The 15482-nt window shown below is 67.4% G+C and carries 14 protein-coding genes; 7 read left to right on the top strand and 7 right to left on the bottom strand.

Features of this window, described 5'->3' with window-relative positions:
• Positions 1-85 precede the first annotated feature (85 nt).
• Positions 86-406, top strand: a complete 321-nt coding sequence (gene ppnP, locus CFB46_RS27055; RefSeq protein ID WP_006478890.1) for a pyrimidine/purine nucleoside phosphorylase — start codon at positions 86-88, stop codon at positions 404-406.
• A 98-nt stretch (positions 407-504) separates the two neighbouring features.
• Here ppnP and CFB46_RS27050 read toward each other — a convergent pair whose 3' ends face one another.
• The 4 genes from CFB46_RS27050 to CFB46_RS27035 all read right to left on the bottom strand — a co-directional run bounded on the left by CFB46_RS27050 (position 505) and on the right by CFB46_RS27035 (position 4839).
• Positions 505-837, bottom strand: coding sequence for a hypothetical protein (locus CFB46_RS27050; protein ID WP_175888591.1), 333 nt, complete (start codon positions 835-837; stop codon positions 505-507).
• A gap of 484 nt (positions 838-1321) precedes the next feature.
• A complete protein-coding gene (locus CFB46_RS27045; protein ID WP_089501865.1) occupies positions 1322-3109 on the bottom strand; it encodes a chloride channel protein in 1788 nt (595 codons plus the stop codon).
• A gap of 20 nt (positions 3110-3129) precedes the next feature.
• Positions 3130-3543, bottom strand: coding sequence for a MarR family winged helix-turn-helix transcriptional regulator (locus tag CFB46_RS27040; protein ID WP_027780821.1), 414 nt, complete (start codon positions 3541-3543; stop codon positions 3130-3132).
• 123 nt (positions 3544-3666) lie between these two features.
• Entirely contained in the window at positions 3667-4839 is a 1173-nt protein-coding gene (locus CFB46_RS27035) for an HPP family protein (protein WP_089501864.1), read from the bottom strand.
• A gap of 364 nt (positions 4840-5203) precedes the next feature.
• Between CFB46_RS27035 and CFB46_RS27030 the strand changes: the two genes are divergently transcribed.
• Complete coding sequence (locus CFB46_RS27030; RefSeq protein ID WP_089501863.1) at positions 5204-6172, top strand: LysR family transcriptional regulator; 969 nt, start codon at positions 5204-5206, stop codon at positions 6170-6172.
• Between the two features lie 25 nt (positions 6173-6197).
• On the opposite strand, the gene CFB46_RS27025 is transcribed toward CFB46_RS27030, so the two are convergent.
• Together CFB46_RS27025 and CFB46_RS27020 are read right to left on the bottom strand one after the other, a co-directional pair.
• The gene (locus CFB46_RS27025) at positions 6198-7562 is read right to left on the bottom strand and encodes an MFS transporter (RefSeq protein ID WP_027780818.1); all 1365 of its coding nucleotides are present in this window, start codon (positions 7560-7562) and stop codon (positions 6198-6200) included.
• Positions 7563-7626: 64 nt separating this feature from the next.
• Positions 7627-8565 (bottom strand): 2-hydroxyacid dehydrogenase, encoded by a 939-nt coding sequence (locus CFB46_RS27020; protein ID WP_089501862.1) that lies wholly within the window; start codon positions 8563-8565, stop codon positions 7627-7629.
• A gap of 113 nt (positions 8566-8678) precedes the next feature.
• Between CFB46_RS27020 and CFB46_RS27015 the strand changes: the two genes are divergently transcribed.
• From CFB46_RS27015 to CFB46_RS27005, 3 genes are all read left to right on the top strand, one after another.
• Entirely contained in the window at positions 8679-9587 is a 909-nt protein-coding gene (locus CFB46_RS27015; RefSeq protein WP_027780816.1) for a LysR substrate-binding domain-containing protein, read from the top strand.
• Between the two features lie 657 nt (positions 9588-10244).
• On the top strand, positions 10245-11015 hold the full coding sequence (locus CFB46_RS27010) for a hypothetical protein (RefSeq protein WP_027780815.1): 771 nt from the start codon (positions 10245-10247) through the stop codon (positions 11013-11015).
• A gap of 20 nt (positions 11016-11035) precedes the next feature.
• Positions 11036-12175, top strand: coding sequence for a transporter substrate-binding and LysM peptidoglycan-binding domain-containing protein (locus tag CFB46_RS27005; protein WP_089501861.1), 1140 nt, complete (start codon positions 11036-11038; stop codon positions 12173-12175).
• Between the two features lie 87 nt (positions 12176-12262).
• Here CFB46_RS27005 and CFB46_RS27000 read toward each other — a convergent pair whose 3' ends face one another.
• Positions 12263-13351, bottom strand: a complete 1089-nt coding sequence (locus CFB46_RS27000) for a calcium:proton antiporter (RefSeq protein ID WP_089501860.1) — start codon at positions 13349-13351, stop codon at positions 12263-12265.
• Between CFB46_RS27000 and CFB46_RS36085 the strand changes: the two genes are divergently transcribed.
• Positions 13350-13535 (top strand): hypothetical protein, encoded by a 186-nt coding sequence (locus CFB46_RS36085; protein ID WP_179235082.1) that lies wholly within the window; start codon positions 13350-13352, stop codon positions 13533-13535. The two genes, CFB46_RS27000 and CFB46_RS36085, sit on opposite strands and share 2 nt — an antisense overlap.
• A gap of 358 nt (positions 13536-13893) precedes the next feature.
• A complete protein-coding gene (locus CFB46_RS26995) occupies positions 13894-15450 on the top strand; it encodes a 3-hydroxyacyl-CoA dehydrogenase (protein WP_089501859.1) in 1557 nt (518 codons plus the stop codon).
• The last annotated feature ends 32 nt before the right edge of the window (positions 15451-15482 follow it).

The following is a 15482-nucleotide window of genomic DNA, read 5'->3' as shown; positions in this document are numbered from 1 at the left end:
AGCGGCCGGCCCGCCGCGTCGGCTTGCCGCTACGGCCGGCCTTCAACCCCATCGCCATCCGGCATCCAGCAATCAGAGGCATCACATGACCAGTGCAACCCAATTCGACAACGTATCGGTCGTCAAGCGCGCGAACGTCTATTTCGACGGCAAGTGCGTGTCGCATACCGTGCTCTTCCCGGACGGCACGCGCAAGACGCTCGGCGTGATCCTGCCGTGCGCGCTCAACTTCGGCACGGACGCGCCCGAATTGATGGAAGTGCAGGCCGGCAAGTGCCGCGTGAAGCTCGACGGCAGCAGCGAATGGCAGACCTACGGCGCCGGCGAATCGTTCTCCGTGCCGGGCAAGAGCCGCTTCGACATCGAAGTGCTCGAGACGCTCGATTACGTCTGCAGCTACCTGTAAGACGCTTCCCGCGCGGCAAAGAAAAAGCCCCGCCGAAGCGGGGCTCGTCGCAAGCGGATGGCGCAAGGCCATCCGGAGCGCCTGTTCTCGTTACATCGTTACAGGCAGGCGTTGATGTCGCCGGCGGACGCTGCGTCGCCGCGCACGCCGACCCACGTCTTCGCACCCGGCTTCCACGACGGACGAACCATCGCGGCGGCGCCGTTCGGCGGCTGCTGGCCCGGTGCGTACACGTCGGTCGCGAGCCCGTTGGCCAGCACGTTCTGCGAGATCACCTGTTGTTGCGACTTGTCGGCCCAGGTCTTGGCGATGCACGCCGAGACATCGGGAGCCGCTTTCTGGCTTTGTCCCACGTTCTGCACGGCAGGTTCGGCGGCATGAGCAGAAATTGCCACGGTCAATGCGATGAGCGGTAAGTATTTCACGTTCACGTTATCTCCCTCGAGTCGTGATTGATTGAGTGGGATGCGCAGCAGCGCTGCGTGCAAGTGAGATTCGCATCGGGCAGGCGCGGTTCCGGTCATTCCGAAACAAGTTGTTAACGCACTTGCCAAACGGCGGCTCGGATGCTGCGCAGGTTGCTGCGGTGCGGCATGCGTCGCGTACGGCTCGACGTCATGCCTGGCGTGGTCGGTGCGCTGCCCGGTCGTGGTGTGGTGAGATGACGGCCGCGGCGTGCGGCATGTGCGTGCATGCCGCGCCGCGACTCTTTATCTGATGACGAAGTGGAATGGCTGATGGATGGCCCCGTCGCATGAGCACCATGATGACAAACTTTCGTCTGCCGAATTGTTAACCAACTTTAAACGGAGAAGGTGCGGGGCCGCGATGCTGCGTGCGACGGGCGCGCGGCATCGGGCAGCAAGGCGAGGCGGGGAAGCGGTGCGCGGCCGGACGCCGCGCACGCGGGCCGTGTCAGCCGATCTTGCGCGAGCCGACGTCGCGCAGGTTGGCCGGGACGACCGGACGGAAGCGCTCGCGCTTGTGTTCGTCGTCGAAGTGCTGGAGCGCCGGCTTGATCAGGTCGCTGCGCGACACGATGCCCGTGATGCGCAACGATTGCTCGTCGGCGACCACCGGCAGGCGTTCGAGGCCGAGCATCGCGAGGCGCGACGCGACGACGCGGCACGTTTCGTGCGCCAGCGCGACGGCCGGTGCGCGGTTGGCGAACGCGGCCGAGATCGGCGCGTCGGCGCCGGCCTCTGCACGCTGCGCATCGAGCGTCGCGCGATCGACGAGGCCGAGCAGGCGGCCGTTCTGCACGACCGGATACGCGCGGTGCGTCTGCTTCGCGCCGAAGTATTGCGCCTCGACGGTATCGAGCGTCGCCGAGCCGTCGATCGCGACGAGCCGATCGGCCGACGTCATCACTTCGCCGATGTCGTGCCGCTCGAGCGGATCGACGCCGTATTCGCGATAGATGTGGTAGCCGCGGCGTGCGATCTTTTCCGTCATGATCGAGCGCTTCATCACGATGGTCGCGAAGCCGTGCGCGACGAGCGTCGCGGCGAGCAGCGGCAACAGCGCATTGGCGTCGTGCGTGAGGCCGAAGGCGAACACGATCGCGGTGAGCGGGGCGCCGAGCGTCGCGCCGAGCGTCGCGGCCATGCACACGAGCGGCCACAGCGCCGGATCGCCGCCCGGCAGTACCGGCGACAGCACGGTGCCGAGGCCGGCGCCGAGCATCAGCAGCGGGGCGAGCACACCGCCCGAGGTGCCCGAACCGAGCGCGATCACCCACATCACGGCTTTCACGATCAGTAGCGCGAGCGCGATCTTCAGCGCGATATGCTGGTGCAGCAGGTCGCCGATCACGTCGTAGCCGACGCCGAGCGCGCGCGGCTCGAGCCAGCCGCCGATGCCGATCACGATCGCGCCGAGCGCGGGCCACCACATCCAGTGCACGGGCAGCTTCGCGAAGGCGTCTTCGACGCGGTAGAGCGCCGCCGACAGGCCGCACGCGAGCATGCCCGACAGCAGGCCCGCGACGATGCATGACAGCAGCGCGACGGGCGTCGGCGCGGCGGTCGTCACCGGAAACAGCGGATCGACGCCGAAGAACACCGCGCGTGCGAAGCCCGCCACCGCGCACGCCAGCGCGACCGGCAGGAAACTGCGCGGACGCCATTCGAACAGCAGCAGTTCGACCGCGAGCAGCACGGCGGCCACCGGTGTGCCGAACACGGCCGTCATGCCGGCCGCAGCACCGGCGACGAGCAGCGTCTTGCGCTCGGCGGCGGTCACGTGCACGCATTGCGCGATCAGCGAGCCGAGCGCGCCGCCGGTCATGATGATCGGGCCTTCGGCGCCGAACGGGCCGCCGCTGCCGATCACGACGCCGGACGACAGCGGCTTGAGGATCGCGACCTTCGGCGACATGCGGCTCTTGCCGAACAGGATCGCCTCGATCGCTTCGGGAATGCCGTGGCCGCGGATCTTCTCCGAACCGAAACGCGCCATCAAGCCGACGATCAGCCCGCCGATCACCGGAGCGGCGATCACCCATGCGCCGAGCGTGTTGTTCGCGGGCGAATGGTCGGCGAACGAGAACTGCTGGAAGAAGAACAGGTTCGTGAACAGGTGGATCAGGCTCAACAGCACGAACGCGGCAAGCGTGCTGAGCAGGCCGATCCCGGCGGCAAGCAACGCGATCCTGGGCAGGCGTTCGTTGGTCGAAAAATCGCGTTTGTGTGGTGCGTTCATCGGAGTGGCAAGGGCAAGGGTCAGTAATCGATCTGGGGAACCTGGAACGCGTCCTTGAGCGACTTCAGCTCGGCGCGATGCATGGCCGCGAGACGGGCGAGCAGCGTTTCGCCCGCCTGTTCGAGGTGGACTTCGACCTGGCGACGATCGGCTTCGCTCGGCTTGCGCTTCACGAGCCCGAGCGCTTCGCAGCGCGTCACCAGCGCCACGACACCGTGGTGCTGCGCCTGCAGGCGTTCCGCGAGTTCGCCGATGGTCGCCCATTCGCGATGCGGGTAGCCCTTGATGTGCAGCAGCAGCAGGTATTGCAGCGGCGTCACGCCTTCGCTTTGCGCGGCGCGTTCGGAGAAGCGCTCGAAGCAGCGCATCTGGTAGCGGAACTCGGACAGTTGCTGGAAATCGCTTTTCGCGAGCGCGCGTCGGGTATCGTTCATCGAGGTCGGTCGGGCAGTCGGTTACGGTGGCGGTAAATATATCACAACATGATATAAATGGCCGAAATCGGGCGGAACGAATGCATTCCGCGTTCCGCAGGCGGTTGCGTCGCGCGATGCGCGCTACGCGGCCTCGAGCATCTGGGTCTGCTGATAAAGGCCCGTGACGAGATCCGTCTGCGTAATGATGCCGACGAGCCGGCGCGATGCATCGACGACTGGAATATGGTGGTGGCCCGAATGCGTGAACAGCGGCACGAGCGCCGTGATCGGCATCGTTTCCGGCACCGACGCGACGTCGCGCGTCATCACGGACGCGACGCTCGCGGGCTGGCCGCCGAACGATTGCGGCAACCGGGCGGACAGACGCTGCCACAGCGGCGTCGGACGGCGCAACTGACGCGTGAGGTCGGCGCGCGTGACGATGCCGGTCAGACGGCCTTCGCCGTCGACCACGGGCAGCGCCTTCACGCGGTGACGGTCGAGCAGCGTCAGCGCGGCCGCGACCGACGTCGACGGCGCGACCTCGATCGCATTCTTCGTCATCAGGTCCGCGCACTTCAACTGGCCGAACGTGCGCGTATAAGCCTGCATTTCGGTTTCGCGCAGCAGCGCTTCGAGATCGTCCGGATCGACGTCGAGCCATTCGCTGCGGCGCTTCAGCACCGCGTCGAGGTCGCCGCGCGTGAAGCCACCGCGCGCCGGTGCGGCGCCGGCCTGCTGTTTCGCTTCGGGGCGCACGCCGCCGTGCGGGTAGCGGTGCCCGGTCAGCGCGTGGTAGACGAGCGCGGCCGACAGCAGGATCGCCGATTGCAGCGCGATCGGCTGCAGGACGAAGCCGAAGCCGAGCGAATGGATCGCCGGGCCGCCGACCACGGCCGTGAGCGCGACGGCGCCCGACGGCGGGTGCACGCAGCGCAGCACGAACATGCCGCCGATCGCGCAGGCGATCGCGACCGCGGCGGCCGTGATCGGATCGCCGATCCATTGCGCGCATGCGACGCCGACCGTCGCCGCGACGAGATTGCCGCCGATGATCGACCACGGCTGCGCGAGCGGGCTGGCCGGCACCGCGAACAGCAGCACCGCCGATGCCCCCATCGGCGCGACGAGCAGCGGCACGAGGCCCGGCACGCCGGGCAGCAGCCGCATCGTGACGCCGACCGTCGCAATGCCCACGAGCGCACCGGTGCACGAGCGCAGGCGCTCGCGCCAGCCGAGTGTCATCGGATGGGGAATGAAGCTGTGCAGCCATTGCCGCAACGTGCGGCGCGACGGGGAGGAGCCTGACGACATGGACGGTAAGCGGTAAAAATGACGATGCGGGGAGGCGCGGCGACAAGCCCGCAATTATATCGTGTTGTGATACATATTGTCGCGCTGCATCAAGCCGTTGCAGACGTGCGACGTGCAAGTCTTGCAAAATCCTTTCGTCGGATGGGAACTTGCCCACGCGGAACCGCGCAAATTTGTCTGCAGCGGCGTACAATTCGGCGCAGTCAATTCCCCCCGTCATGCCAGAACCCCGTCCGCGATGCCCGCTCTCCCGCCTTCTCCCCGGCACGGTGATCGATTCGACGTGGTTCGCGGCCGCGCTCCGTTGCTCCTCTGACGCGAGCGCCGCCGACGCCTCCCCACTGACTCTCCCCAAGCCAATTCAATGGACATGCTCGAAAACATGCGCCTGTTCGTGCGCGTTGTCGAAGCCGGCAGTTTTACTGCGGTCGCGAAGGAAATCGACGCGACCACCGCGCAGGTGTCGCGCGCGGTCTCGAACCTCGAAGCCCACGTACAGACACGCCTGCTGCATCGCACGACTCGCCACCTCGGCCTGACCGAAAGCGGTGAGCGTTATTTCGAGCGCGCGAAATCGATCCTCGCGGAACTCGACTACGCGAACGCGGAGGCGCGCAACGCGCTGCTGCGGCCGAGCGGCAAGATGCGCATTCATGCGATGACGGGGCTCGGGCAGAGCCATGTCGTGTCGTCGATCGTGCGCTACCAGGCGGACAATCCCGACGTGTCGGTCGAGCTGACGCTGGCGCAGCGGATGCCGAATCTGGTCGAAGAGGGCTACGACGTGTCGATCGTGACGGCGTCGCAGTTGCCCGATTCCGGCTATGTCGCGCAGACCTGCGGCACGAGCTGCAGCGTGCTCGTCGCGTCGCGCGAATACCTGGCGCGGCACGGCACGCCGCAGACGCCCGACGAACTGCCGAACCACGTGTGCCTGCGCCTCGACACGCCCGCGTCGCCGGCCGGCGAATGGCGGCTCGAGCGCAGCGACGGCGAGGAGACCGTCTACGCGCTGCAGCCGGCGCCGTTCCAGGTCAACGTGCCGGACGCGCTGTGCGTCGCGGTGCGTGCCGGGCGCGGGATCGCGTGCGTGGCGCTGTATACCGTGCTCGACGATATCCGCGAAGGGCGCCTGATCCGCGTGCTGCCCGAGTACCGGCTGCAGACGGTGAGCGTCTATGCCGTGTATGCCACGCGCCGCTATCTCGATGCGAAGATCCGCACCTTCCTCGATCACCTGCGCACGACGCTCACGCCTGCGCTGGAGAACGATCTGCGCGAGCTCGACCGGCTGACGACGGAGCACATGCCGGGCGGCCGCCGGCGCGCGTGACGACGCGTGCGTGCCGCCGCGACGTTCATGCGGCCGGCGCGATGCGGATCCGCTCGAAGCGGCCCGCGAGCCACGCGTACGCGGCAATGCCAATCAGCCCGTGCGCGGCGACGAACCATAACGCGCCGGCGAACGAACCCGTGCTGGCGACGAAGTAGCCGATCACGAGCGGCGTGACGATCCCGGCAATGTTGCCGAGGCCGTTGAAGACGCCGCCGCTCAGCCCGACCATGCCTTCCGGCGCCGTGTCGGCGAGCACGGCCCAGCCGACTGCCGCGAGCCCCTTGCCGAAGAACGCGATCGCCATCAGCGCGATCACGACCGCGTTCGATGATGCGCCGTTCGCGAGCACGAGCAGCGTCGCCATCGCCATCCCCGCGACGAACGGCGTCTTGCGCGCCCTCGACGGATGCATGCCGCGCCGGATCAGCCAGTCCGACAGCACGCCGCCGAGCACGCCGCCCGTGAAGCCGCAGATCGCCGGCAGCGCGGCGACCCAGCCGGCTTCCATGATCGTCATCCCGCGCCCCTTGATCAGGTAGATCGGGAACCACGTGATGAAGAAGTACGTGAGCGCCGTGATGCAGTATTGCCCGATGTAGATTGCCCACAGGTTCCGGTGGCGGAACAGTTGCGACACGTCGTGCCACGACGCGCGCGGGCGCTCGCGCACGCGGTTCGCCTCGAGATCGACGAGCGCGCCGTGGGCGCGCAGGTAGTCGCGCTCCGCGTCGGTCATGCGCGGGTGGCCGTGCGGCTCGCGATACCACGCGAACCACAGCGCGGCGAGCGCGATGCCGAGCAGCCCCATCCACAGAAATACGTGCTCCCAGCCGAGCGCATGCGTGAGCCACGCCATCGCCGGCGTGAACAGCACGACGGCCATGTATTGCGCGGAATTGAACAGCGCCGATGCGGTGCCGCGTTCGGCGGTCGGGAACCAGCATGCGACGATCCGCGAATTGGCCGGAAACGCCGGCGATTCGACCAGGCCGAGCATGAAGCGCATCACGAACAGCGCGAGCGTCGCGGCCGCGCCTTGCACGGCGAACCCGCCGACCGTGCCCTGCAGCATCGTGAATACCGACCACAGCAACAGGCTCAGGCCGTACACGCGTCGCGCGCCGAAGCGGTCGAGCAGCCAGCCGCCCGGAATCTGGCCGATCGCATAGGCCCACGCGAATGCCGAAAAGACGACGCCGAGTTGCACGGGCGTGAGCCCGAGGTCGTGCGCGACGCCGGTGCCGGCGATCGACATCGTCGCGCGATCCGCATAGTTGACGACGGTGACCGCGAAAATCAGCGCGAGGACCGCATAACGGACGCGGCCGATCGTGCGCGAGGCGGCGGGCGATGCGGCGACGGCAGCGCCGCTGGATCGATTGGACATGCGTGTCTCCTGGCCTCCGTCGTGCGGAGGCATCCGGTGTTGTAACGAGAGGGCGGTGCCGCGCTCAGCGCGTGACGCTGGTCGGCGGACGCTGGCCCGCGAAGCACGCGGCGAGGTTGGCGAGCACGAGGCGGCCCATTGCCTCGCGCGTTTCATGCGTGGCGCTCGCGCGGTGCGGCTGCACGACGACGCGGTCGAGTTCGAGCAGCGCGGTCGGCACGTGCGGTTCGTTCGCGAACACGTCGAGACCGGCGCCGGCGATCGTGCCGTCGGCCAGCGCACGCACGAGCGCGGCTTCGTCGACCAGCTTGCCGCGAGCGACATTGATCAGGAATCCTTTGGGGCCGAGCGCGGCGAGCACGTCGGCCGTCACGAGCACGTTGCCGTGATCGGCCGAGGCCGCGATCACGAGCACGTCGCTGTCGCGCGCGAGCGCGGCGAGGTCGGGCACGAAGCGATAGCCGCTGTCGAGATGCTCGCGCGGGCCGAAGTAACTGACGGGCATCCGGAATGCCTGCGCGCGCTGCGCGATCGCGCGTCCGACGCGGCCGAGCCCGACGATGCCGAGCCGCTTGCCCGTGACCTGCGTCGCGAGCGGCTGGGCCGTTTTGCCCCAGCGGCCGGCGCGCACGATCCGCTCGCCCGCGCCGAGGTCGCGCAGGGTCATCAGGATCAGCCCCAGCGCCATGTCGGCGACGTCGTCGGTCAGCACGTCGGGGGTCGTCGTCACGTGGATGCCGCGTGCCCGGGCGCGGTCCAGATCGACCGCGTCGGTGCCGATGCCGTTGATCGCGACGATCTCGAGCGCGCCGAGCCGGTCCATCAGCGCGGCGGACAGGCCGTTCGCGCCGCCGGTCACGACGCCGCGAATGCGGGGCGCCACGCGATCGAGCAATGCGTCCGGTTGCTCGGCCGCATACAGTCGATGCACGGTGTAACGGGTGGACAGTTCGGCGTCGATGGTGTCGGGGAGCGGCTGGGTCAGCAGGATGTCGATGGTCATGAAGGTCTCGGTCGTCGTGCGCGGCGCGGGCCGCGCATCAGGTGGAACCGAGTATAGAAATCGCATCGATATCGGTCTAACATCAAAAGACTATCGATTGATTCAAGTTTTGAATGATTGAACTCCATCAGCTTCGCTGTTTCGTCGCGGTTGCCGAAGAGCTGCATTTCGGCCGTGCGGCCAGACGGCTCTTCATGACCCAGCCGCCCCTCAGCCGGCAAATCCAGTTGCTCGAGCACGCGCTCGGCATCGCGCTGCTCGAGCGCAGCAGCCGGCAGGTCAGCCTGACCGCGGCCGGCGAACGCTTCCTGCGCGACGCGCGGCACATCCTCGAGTTTTCCGCGCGGGCCGAGCAGGCCGCGCAACGGGTCGCGCATGGCGGAGCCGGGCGCATCACGCTCGGTTTCACGGCCGTCAGTGCGTACCGGATGATTCCGGTGCTGCTCGCGCACGCGGCGCATGCGTTGCCGGACGTCGACGTCGAACTGCGCGAGATGGTGTCGACCGTGCAGATCGACGCGCTCGCGTCGCGGATGCTCGACGCGGGTTTCGTGCGCCAGCGCGCCGCGCGCCAGCCGCTCGAATACCGGCTCGTGCAGCGTGAACCGATGCTCGTCGCGGTCGCGGAAGGCGCGCCGCTCGCGGCCTACGAGCAGATCGGCCCCGACGAGCTCGACCGGCAGCCGTTCATCGCGTATTCGCCGAACGAGGGAAAGTATTTCCACGACATGATTTCGGGGATGTTTGCGGGCGCCGGGCGGCTGCCGAACTACCTGCATTACGTCGGCCAGACGCATACGATCCTCGGCCTCGTGCGTGCGGGGCTTGGCGCGGCGCTGGTGCCGGCGTCGGCGCGCGAGCTTCATGTGGACGGCGTGGTGTTCCGGCCGCTGGCGGGCGTCAACGTGGCGGCCGAGTTGTATCTCGCATGGCGCGCGGACAACGACAATCCGGCGCTGCCGGTGTTCAACGCGATGGTCGAGCGGTTTCTCGTGCAGGAGCCGGATGACGCGGCGGCGTAATGCGCCCACGTCGTGTAACAAGCTTTCAATCCGGAAGCTTGCCGCATGCAATGACAAGCAATCCTGATCGAACGCGGCAGCCGGGTGTCGTGCGAATCCTTACCGTCATGAAAGCTGGCGCGATGCCTGCGTTTCAACGGCGCGGTGCGGCGGTTCGCTGCACTGCGACAACCGCTTGACGCTGCATGCCGGCCGGCGCACGATACGTCGGTGCATTTGGAGCGGGCCGCGCCGGCTGTGCGGTTCCTGCACCCGCGATACGCAAAAGAACAACGATGAGCCTTTACGCACTCTTAACGGAACCCCGGCCCCGCATCGATCGGCCTGCCGGCGCAACGATTCTCCCGACGCCCGTCGCGTCACGTATCCGTCATCCCGTTTCGTACCGTGCGTCGGTACACTTTCCCGTCCGCGCGATGGTCGCGACGATGGCCGGCGTTGCTTGGCGCCGCCGCATCGCGCCGCAGCCTCCCGCCCCCGATTTCCGCATCCTGAACGGTGCCTACACCGGCGTTTCGTGACGCCCGCCGGCGCTCGTCCGTGTATTGCGCCGCCGGCTTTCCCGATCGTCCGGCGGCACTGGAGTCCGAAGCATTTCGATTGAGCTTGAAGCAGCACACGCACGCAGTTCGGTTCGAGGTACAAGGAGAAAAACTCATGTCGCAGCTTTCGAATGAAGCAAACGGCAGTTCGGGGAATGGCAAGGTCAAGCTGATCAAGTGGGCGATCATCATCGCGGGCGTCGCCATCGCGGCGCCGGCCGCACTGTTTATTCTGAAGGGAATGATCGCGTTGATCACGGCAGGCGTCATCGGCCTCGGCGCGATCTATTTGGCGCCGGTCGTCGCAATGAAGTTCGCGAATCAGAAGGTGAAGATGATCGTCGAGGAGGCGCAGGCGAATCCGATCGAGACGCTGATCAACCAGCTCGCGGAAAAGCGCCAGGCGGCACAGAAATTCGCGGACAGCATCACCGCGTTCCGCACCGAGGTGAAGAACTTCGAGGGCAAGACGGAACTGTTCGAGAAGCAGTATCCGGACGATGCGCCGCGCTTCAGGTCGCAGCTCGATACGATGAAGCAGCTCCTCGCGTTTCGCGAGGGCCGCTACAAGCAGGTGCAGGCCGAACTGAAGAATTTCGCGTCGGCGATCGATCGCGCGAAGGCGATGTGGGACATGTCGCAGGCAGCGCAGCAGATGAACAAGCTCGCGGGGCGGCAGGCGGCCGACACGTTCGAGCAGATCAAGACAGACGTGGCCGTCGATTCGGTGATGCGCTCGGTCAACAAGGCGTTCTCCGAAATGGAGACGTCGCTGATGGATAACCCCGAGGTCAAGCAGGCGCAGCAGCAGGCGGTGATGAACGGCAGCCATGTGCCCGGGCCCGATGCGGCGAATCCCGCCGTGTTGCAGTCGAAACAACAATAACTTCCCGCAGGCACGCAACCATGAAAAAACTTCTCGGTGCAGTCGTGTTTCTGGTGGTGCTCGTCGGCGTATGGCTGGTGCATGAGGGCGGCCTGTCGACGCTGATTCCCGCGCATGACGCGGCCCCGGCCCCGGCCGCGACGTCCGCGCAGGCCGGCGACGCGGGCCTGCCCGCGCAGCCGTCGCCGTCGGCCAACGTGCTGCCGGCCGGTTTCACGCCGCAGGCCAGCACGCTGAAGTCGATTGCCGAAAACGGCATCGTACGGATCTCGGTGCAGAACCCGAGCGAACCGTTCTTCGGCGAGGACAAGGGCGCGCCGCACGGCTTCAACGTCGAATTCGCCCGGCTGCTGTTCGCGGATCCGTCGTTCTCGCACGGCGGCAAGCCGGTCGCCGTCGATACGCGTCACGAGGTCGACACGTACCCGGGCGTGCCGAAGCAACTGCTCGATACGGATGCAAAGGGAAACCACGTCGTCGATGTGGCGATGGACGGGCTGACGTTCCCGGACAACACGCCGGCGGGTATCGTCTATTCGGTGCCGTATGTCGACGATTTCGGCTATTCGCTGATCGTGCGGCAAGGGTCCGCGATCCGCTCCGCCGACGATCTCGCGGGCAAGACGGTCGGCATCCTGAAGGGCGATCCCGACGTGCGCGCGTTCGTCACGCGCCAGTATCCGAACGTCCGGTTCGTCGAGGTCGACGATTCCGATCCGGGGTTCATCGCGAAGAGCATCGACGGCCATACGGTCGACGCGTTCATCTACGACTATCCGTTCGCGGTCCGCTCGATCAAGGACACCGACCTGAAGTTCGCGGTGACCAAGCTCGACGGCTCGAACATCGCGTACAAGATCGGCGTGCGTGCCGCCGATCAGGATCTGCTGATCTACCTGAACGCCGCGATCGCGAAGCTCAAGCAGTCGCCGCAGTATCTCGACCTGTTGCGCAAGTACTTCGTCAGCGACCAGGCGGTGACGACCGCGGCCGCGTCGGGCGAGCACACGTACGTGGTGAAGGCGGGCGACACGCTGAACATGATCGCGGCCAGCAAGCTCGGCAGCGGCCAGCGCTATCGCGAGATCCAGCGCCGCAACAACCTCGCCAATCCGAACCTGATCCTGGCCGGCCAGCATCTGGTGATTCCGGTGCGGTAGCGCTCGCGTGAAGTGAAGGCGTGTGAAGGGGCGTGAAAGGAAGCGCGCGGCACGGCGGCGATTCGCCGTGCCGCGCGCGTATGGGCGTCAGTGGGTGATCGACAGGAACAGGTACGCGGCGAACAGCGACAGGTGCACGACGCCGTGCAGCACCGTCGTGCGTCCCTGGCTCAGCGTGAGCGTGCTGACCAGCAGCGTGAGCGCCAGCAGGACCGTTTCCATCGCGCCGATTCCGAGCGTGAGCGGCTGGCCAACCCAGATGAACACGGCCGCGACGGTCGGGATCGTGAGCCCGATGCTCGCGAGCGCGGAACCGAGCGCGAGGTTCATGCTGGTCTGCAGGCGGTTCGCACGCGCGGCGGTGACGGCCGCGAGCCCTTCCGGCAACAGCACGAGCGCGGCGATCACGATACCGACCGCGGCTTCGGGCGCGCCGAGCTTCAGCACTGCATGCTCGACGGCCGGCGACAGCAGCTTCGCGAGCAGCACGACCGCGACGAGGCTCGCGAACAGCAGCACCATGCTGGTGACCGCGGTGCGATTGCTCGGCGCCGCCGCGTGCACCGCTTCGTCCGCGCTGTCGTGCTCGGCGAGGAAGTAGTCGCGGTGGCGCACGGTCTGCACGAACACGAATGCGCCGTACAGCACCAGCGACGCGACGCCGGCGAACGCGAGCTGCGATTTCGAGAAGAACGGGCCGGGCGCGGCGCTCAGGTAGTTCGGCATCACGAGCGACAACACCGACAGCGACGCGAGCACCGCGAGCGCCTTGCTCGCGCCGCGCCCCTGGAAGTCTTGTTCGCCGTGCTTCCATGCGCCGACCAGCAGACAGATGCCGACGATGCCGTTACAGATGATCATCACGGCGGCGAACACGGTGTCGCGGGCGAGGCCCGATTTCTCGGGGCCCGCGCCGAGCATCACCGACACGATCAGCGCGACTTCGATGACGGTGACGGCGACCGCGAGCACGAGCGTGCCGAACGGTTCGCCGACGCGGTGCGCGACGACTTCCGCATGGTGGACGGCGGCGAACACGGCGCCGGCGAGCGCGGCGGCGAATACCGCGATGACGAGGCCTTCGGCCGGCACGACGCGCGACAGCGCGAGTACCAGCCATGCGGCAAGCGGGGCCCAGAGGGTCCAGCGCGGGAGCTGGTTGGACGAGAGCGGCATGAAGGGTTTCCTTATGCGGGTGACGGCGCGCGACGCGCCGTCACGGATTGACGAAGCCCGGCCGTACTATCCGCCGAACGAGAACGATGAAACCGAAGAGGGGCGGCACGCAACGGTGCTGCCCAGGGTTCGCTGCCGCGAGGCGGCGAGGGGCGCGGGCGGGCCGAAGCCCGTCGCGGGATGAAACGGTTGACGCGGTTACCCGCGGACGGCGAGACGAGCACCCGTGGTGGCGCGCGGGCCGGAAGCTCGATTCGACCCCGAAACCGGGCGATGGACGGCGGTGACGGCGCGACACGCATTCCCCCTGGAATCCGGCAATTTGTCGAATTTTATCAGGCGTTCGGGGGTCACTATCTCATATTCGAACCCTTACGTTGACCTTTCGGTTTGCAAAAAGTGCCCCCATCTTTCGATTTTTTTGTCGTTGCAGGTTTCGTAACGGTCTTTTGCACGACACATTCGGGCTCGCCCTGACATAAATCTACCGACCGGTCGGTTTATAATCGTTCGCACTTCCACTTCATGACGGATCGCAAGCGATGGCTGTTTCCTCTGCACATTCGGTGAACTCGGGCGCGCTGGCGCCGTCGGCCGTCGTCGGCGTGATCGGCGCCGGCGCGATGGGCGCGGGCATTGCGCAGGTCGCGGCGGCGGCCGGCCATGCGGTGCTGCTGTACGACCTGAACGAAGCGGCCTGCGACAAGGCGCTGGCCGGCATCCGCGCGCAGTTCACGCGGCTGGCGGAGAAGGGCCGGCTCGAACCGGCGCAGGCCGATGCGGCCGGCAGCCGGATCCGCGCGGTGCGCGCGCTGGCCGATTTCGCGGGTGCCGCGCTGATCGTCGAGGCGGCGGCCGAACGGCTCGACGTGAAGCGCGAGATCTTCGCGACCCTCGAACGCCATGTCGACGACGCATGCGTGCTGGCGACCAACACGTCGTCGATCTCGATCACGTCGATCGCGGCCGGGCTGCGTGTGCCGCAGCGCGTCGCCGGCCTGCATTTCTTCAACCCGGCGCCGCTGATGGCGCTCGTCGAGGTGGTCAGCGGGCTCGCGACCGCGCCCGACGTTGCGCGGGTTCTGTATGCGACCGCCGCCGCGTGGGGCAAGCAACCGGTGATGGCGAAATCGACGCCGGGCTTCATCGTGAACCGCGTCGCCCGGCCGTATTACGCGGAGGCGCTGCGCGTGCTGAACGAGCAGGGCGGCGCGCCGGCTTCGATCGACGCGGTGATGCGCGAAGCCGGCGGCTTCCGGATGGGGCCGTTCGAGCTGATGGACCTGATCGGCCACGACGTGAACTTCGCGGTGACCGAGTCGGTGTTCCGCGCGTACTTCAACGATCCGCGCTACACACCGTCGCTGATCCAGCAGGAACTCGTGAATGCGGGCTTCCTCGGGCGCAAGTCCGGGCGGGGCTTCTATTCGTACGCGGACGGCGCGACACCGCCGGCCCCGGAGCTCGAAGCGCCGCGCGCCGCGCCGGCCGACGTCGTGTTGTTTGCGCAGGACGGCCCGGTCGCCGCGCTGCACGCACGCTTCGCCGAACGTATCGAAGGCGTCCGGCACACCGGCGCACAGCCGGACGACCTGCTCGCCACGGCCGGCCGCGCGTCGATCGCGCTGACCGACGGCCGCACGGCCACCGCGCGCGCCGCGCAAACGGGCGTGGCGGATCTCGTGCTCGTCGACCTCGCGCGCGATTACGCGCAGGCCGGGCTCGTCGCATTGACGCGTGCGCTCCAGTGCAGCGATGCCGCCTATGCGGACGCGGTCGGCCTGTTCCAGCAGGCGGGTTTTCGCGTCGTCGGCGTCGCGGACGTGCCGGGGATGGTCGTGATGCGCACCGTCGCGATGCTCGCGAACGAAGCGGCCGATACGGTCAACCAGGGCGTGTGCTCGCCGGCCGATCTCGATCTCGCGATGGAGAAGGGCGTGAACTACCCGTGCGGCCCGCTCGCGTGGGCCGATGCGATCGGCATCGGCCGCGTGCATCGCGTGCTGTCGAACCTGGCGGCGAGCTACGGCGAGGACCGCTATCGCGTGTCGCCGCGCCTCGCCGCGCTGCACGCGGCCGGTCGCACGTTCCGGTCATGACCGCCTTGCCACCTCGAACACGACAACGACAT

The organism is Burkholderia sp. HI2761 (assembly GCF_002223355.1).
Classification (GTDB): domain Bacteria; phylum Pseudomonadota; class Gammaproteobacteria; order Burkholderiales; family Burkholderiaceae; genus Burkholderia.
Note: the sequence above shows the minus strand (reverse complement) of the source record. Positions and strands in the feature narration are given on the sequence as shown.

Excerpts from the sequence above, each read along its gene's own strand:
- ppnP (WP_006478890.1), top strand. The coding sequence starts at position 86 with ATGACCAGTGCAACCCAATTCGACAACGTATCGGTCGTCAAGCGCGCG.
- CFB46_RS27045 (WP_089501865.1), bottom strand. The coding sequence starts at position 3,109 with ATGAACGCACCACACAAACGCGATTTTTCGACCAACGAACGCCTGCCC.
- CFB46_RS27040 (WP_027780821.1), bottom strand. The coding sequence starts at position 3,543 with ATGAACGATACCCGACGCGCGCTCGCGAAAAGCGATTTCCAGCAACTG.
- CFB46_RS27035 (WP_089501864.1), bottom strand. The coding sequence starts at position 4,839 with ATGTCGTCAGGCTCCTCCCCGTCGCGCCGCACGTTGCGGCAATGGCTG.
- CFB46_RS27030 (WP_089501863.1), top strand. The coding sequence starts at position 5,204 with ATGGACATGCTCGAAAACATGCGCCTGTTCGTGCGCGTTGTCGAAGCC.
- CFB46_RS27025 (WP_027780818.1), bottom strand. The coding sequence starts at position 7,562 with ATGTCCAATCGATCCAGCGGCGCTGCCGTCGCCGCATCGCCCGCCGCC.
- CFB46_RS27020 (WP_089501862.1), bottom strand. The coding sequence starts at position 8,565 with ATGACCATCGACATCCTGCTGACCCAGCCGCTCCCCGACACCATCGAC.
- CFB46_RS27015 (WP_027780816.1), top strand. The coding sequence starts at position 8,679 with ATGATTGAACTCCATCAGCTTCGCTGTTTCGTCGCGGTTGCCGAAGAG.
- CFB46_RS27010 (WP_027780815.1), top strand. The coding sequence starts at position 10,245 with ATGTCGCAGCTTTCGAATGAAGCAAACGGCAGTTCGGGGAATGGCAAG.
- CFB46_RS27005 (WP_089501861.1), top strand. The coding sequence starts at position 11,036 with ATGAAAAAACTTCTCGGTGCAGTCGTGTTTCTGGTGGTGCTCGTCGGC.
- CFB46_RS36085 (WP_179235082.1), top strand. The coding sequence starts at position 13,350 with ATGAAGGGTTTCCTTATGCGGGTGACGGCGCGCGACGCGCCGTCACGG.
- CFB46_RS27000 (WP_089501860.1), bottom strand. The coding sequence starts at position 13,351 with ATGCCGCTCTCGTCCAACCAGCTCCCGCGCTGGACCCTCTGGGCCCCG.
- CFB46_RS26995 (WP_089501859.1), top strand. The coding sequence starts at position 13,894 with ATGGCTGTTTCCTCTGCACATTCGGTGAACTCGGGCGCGCTGGCGCCG.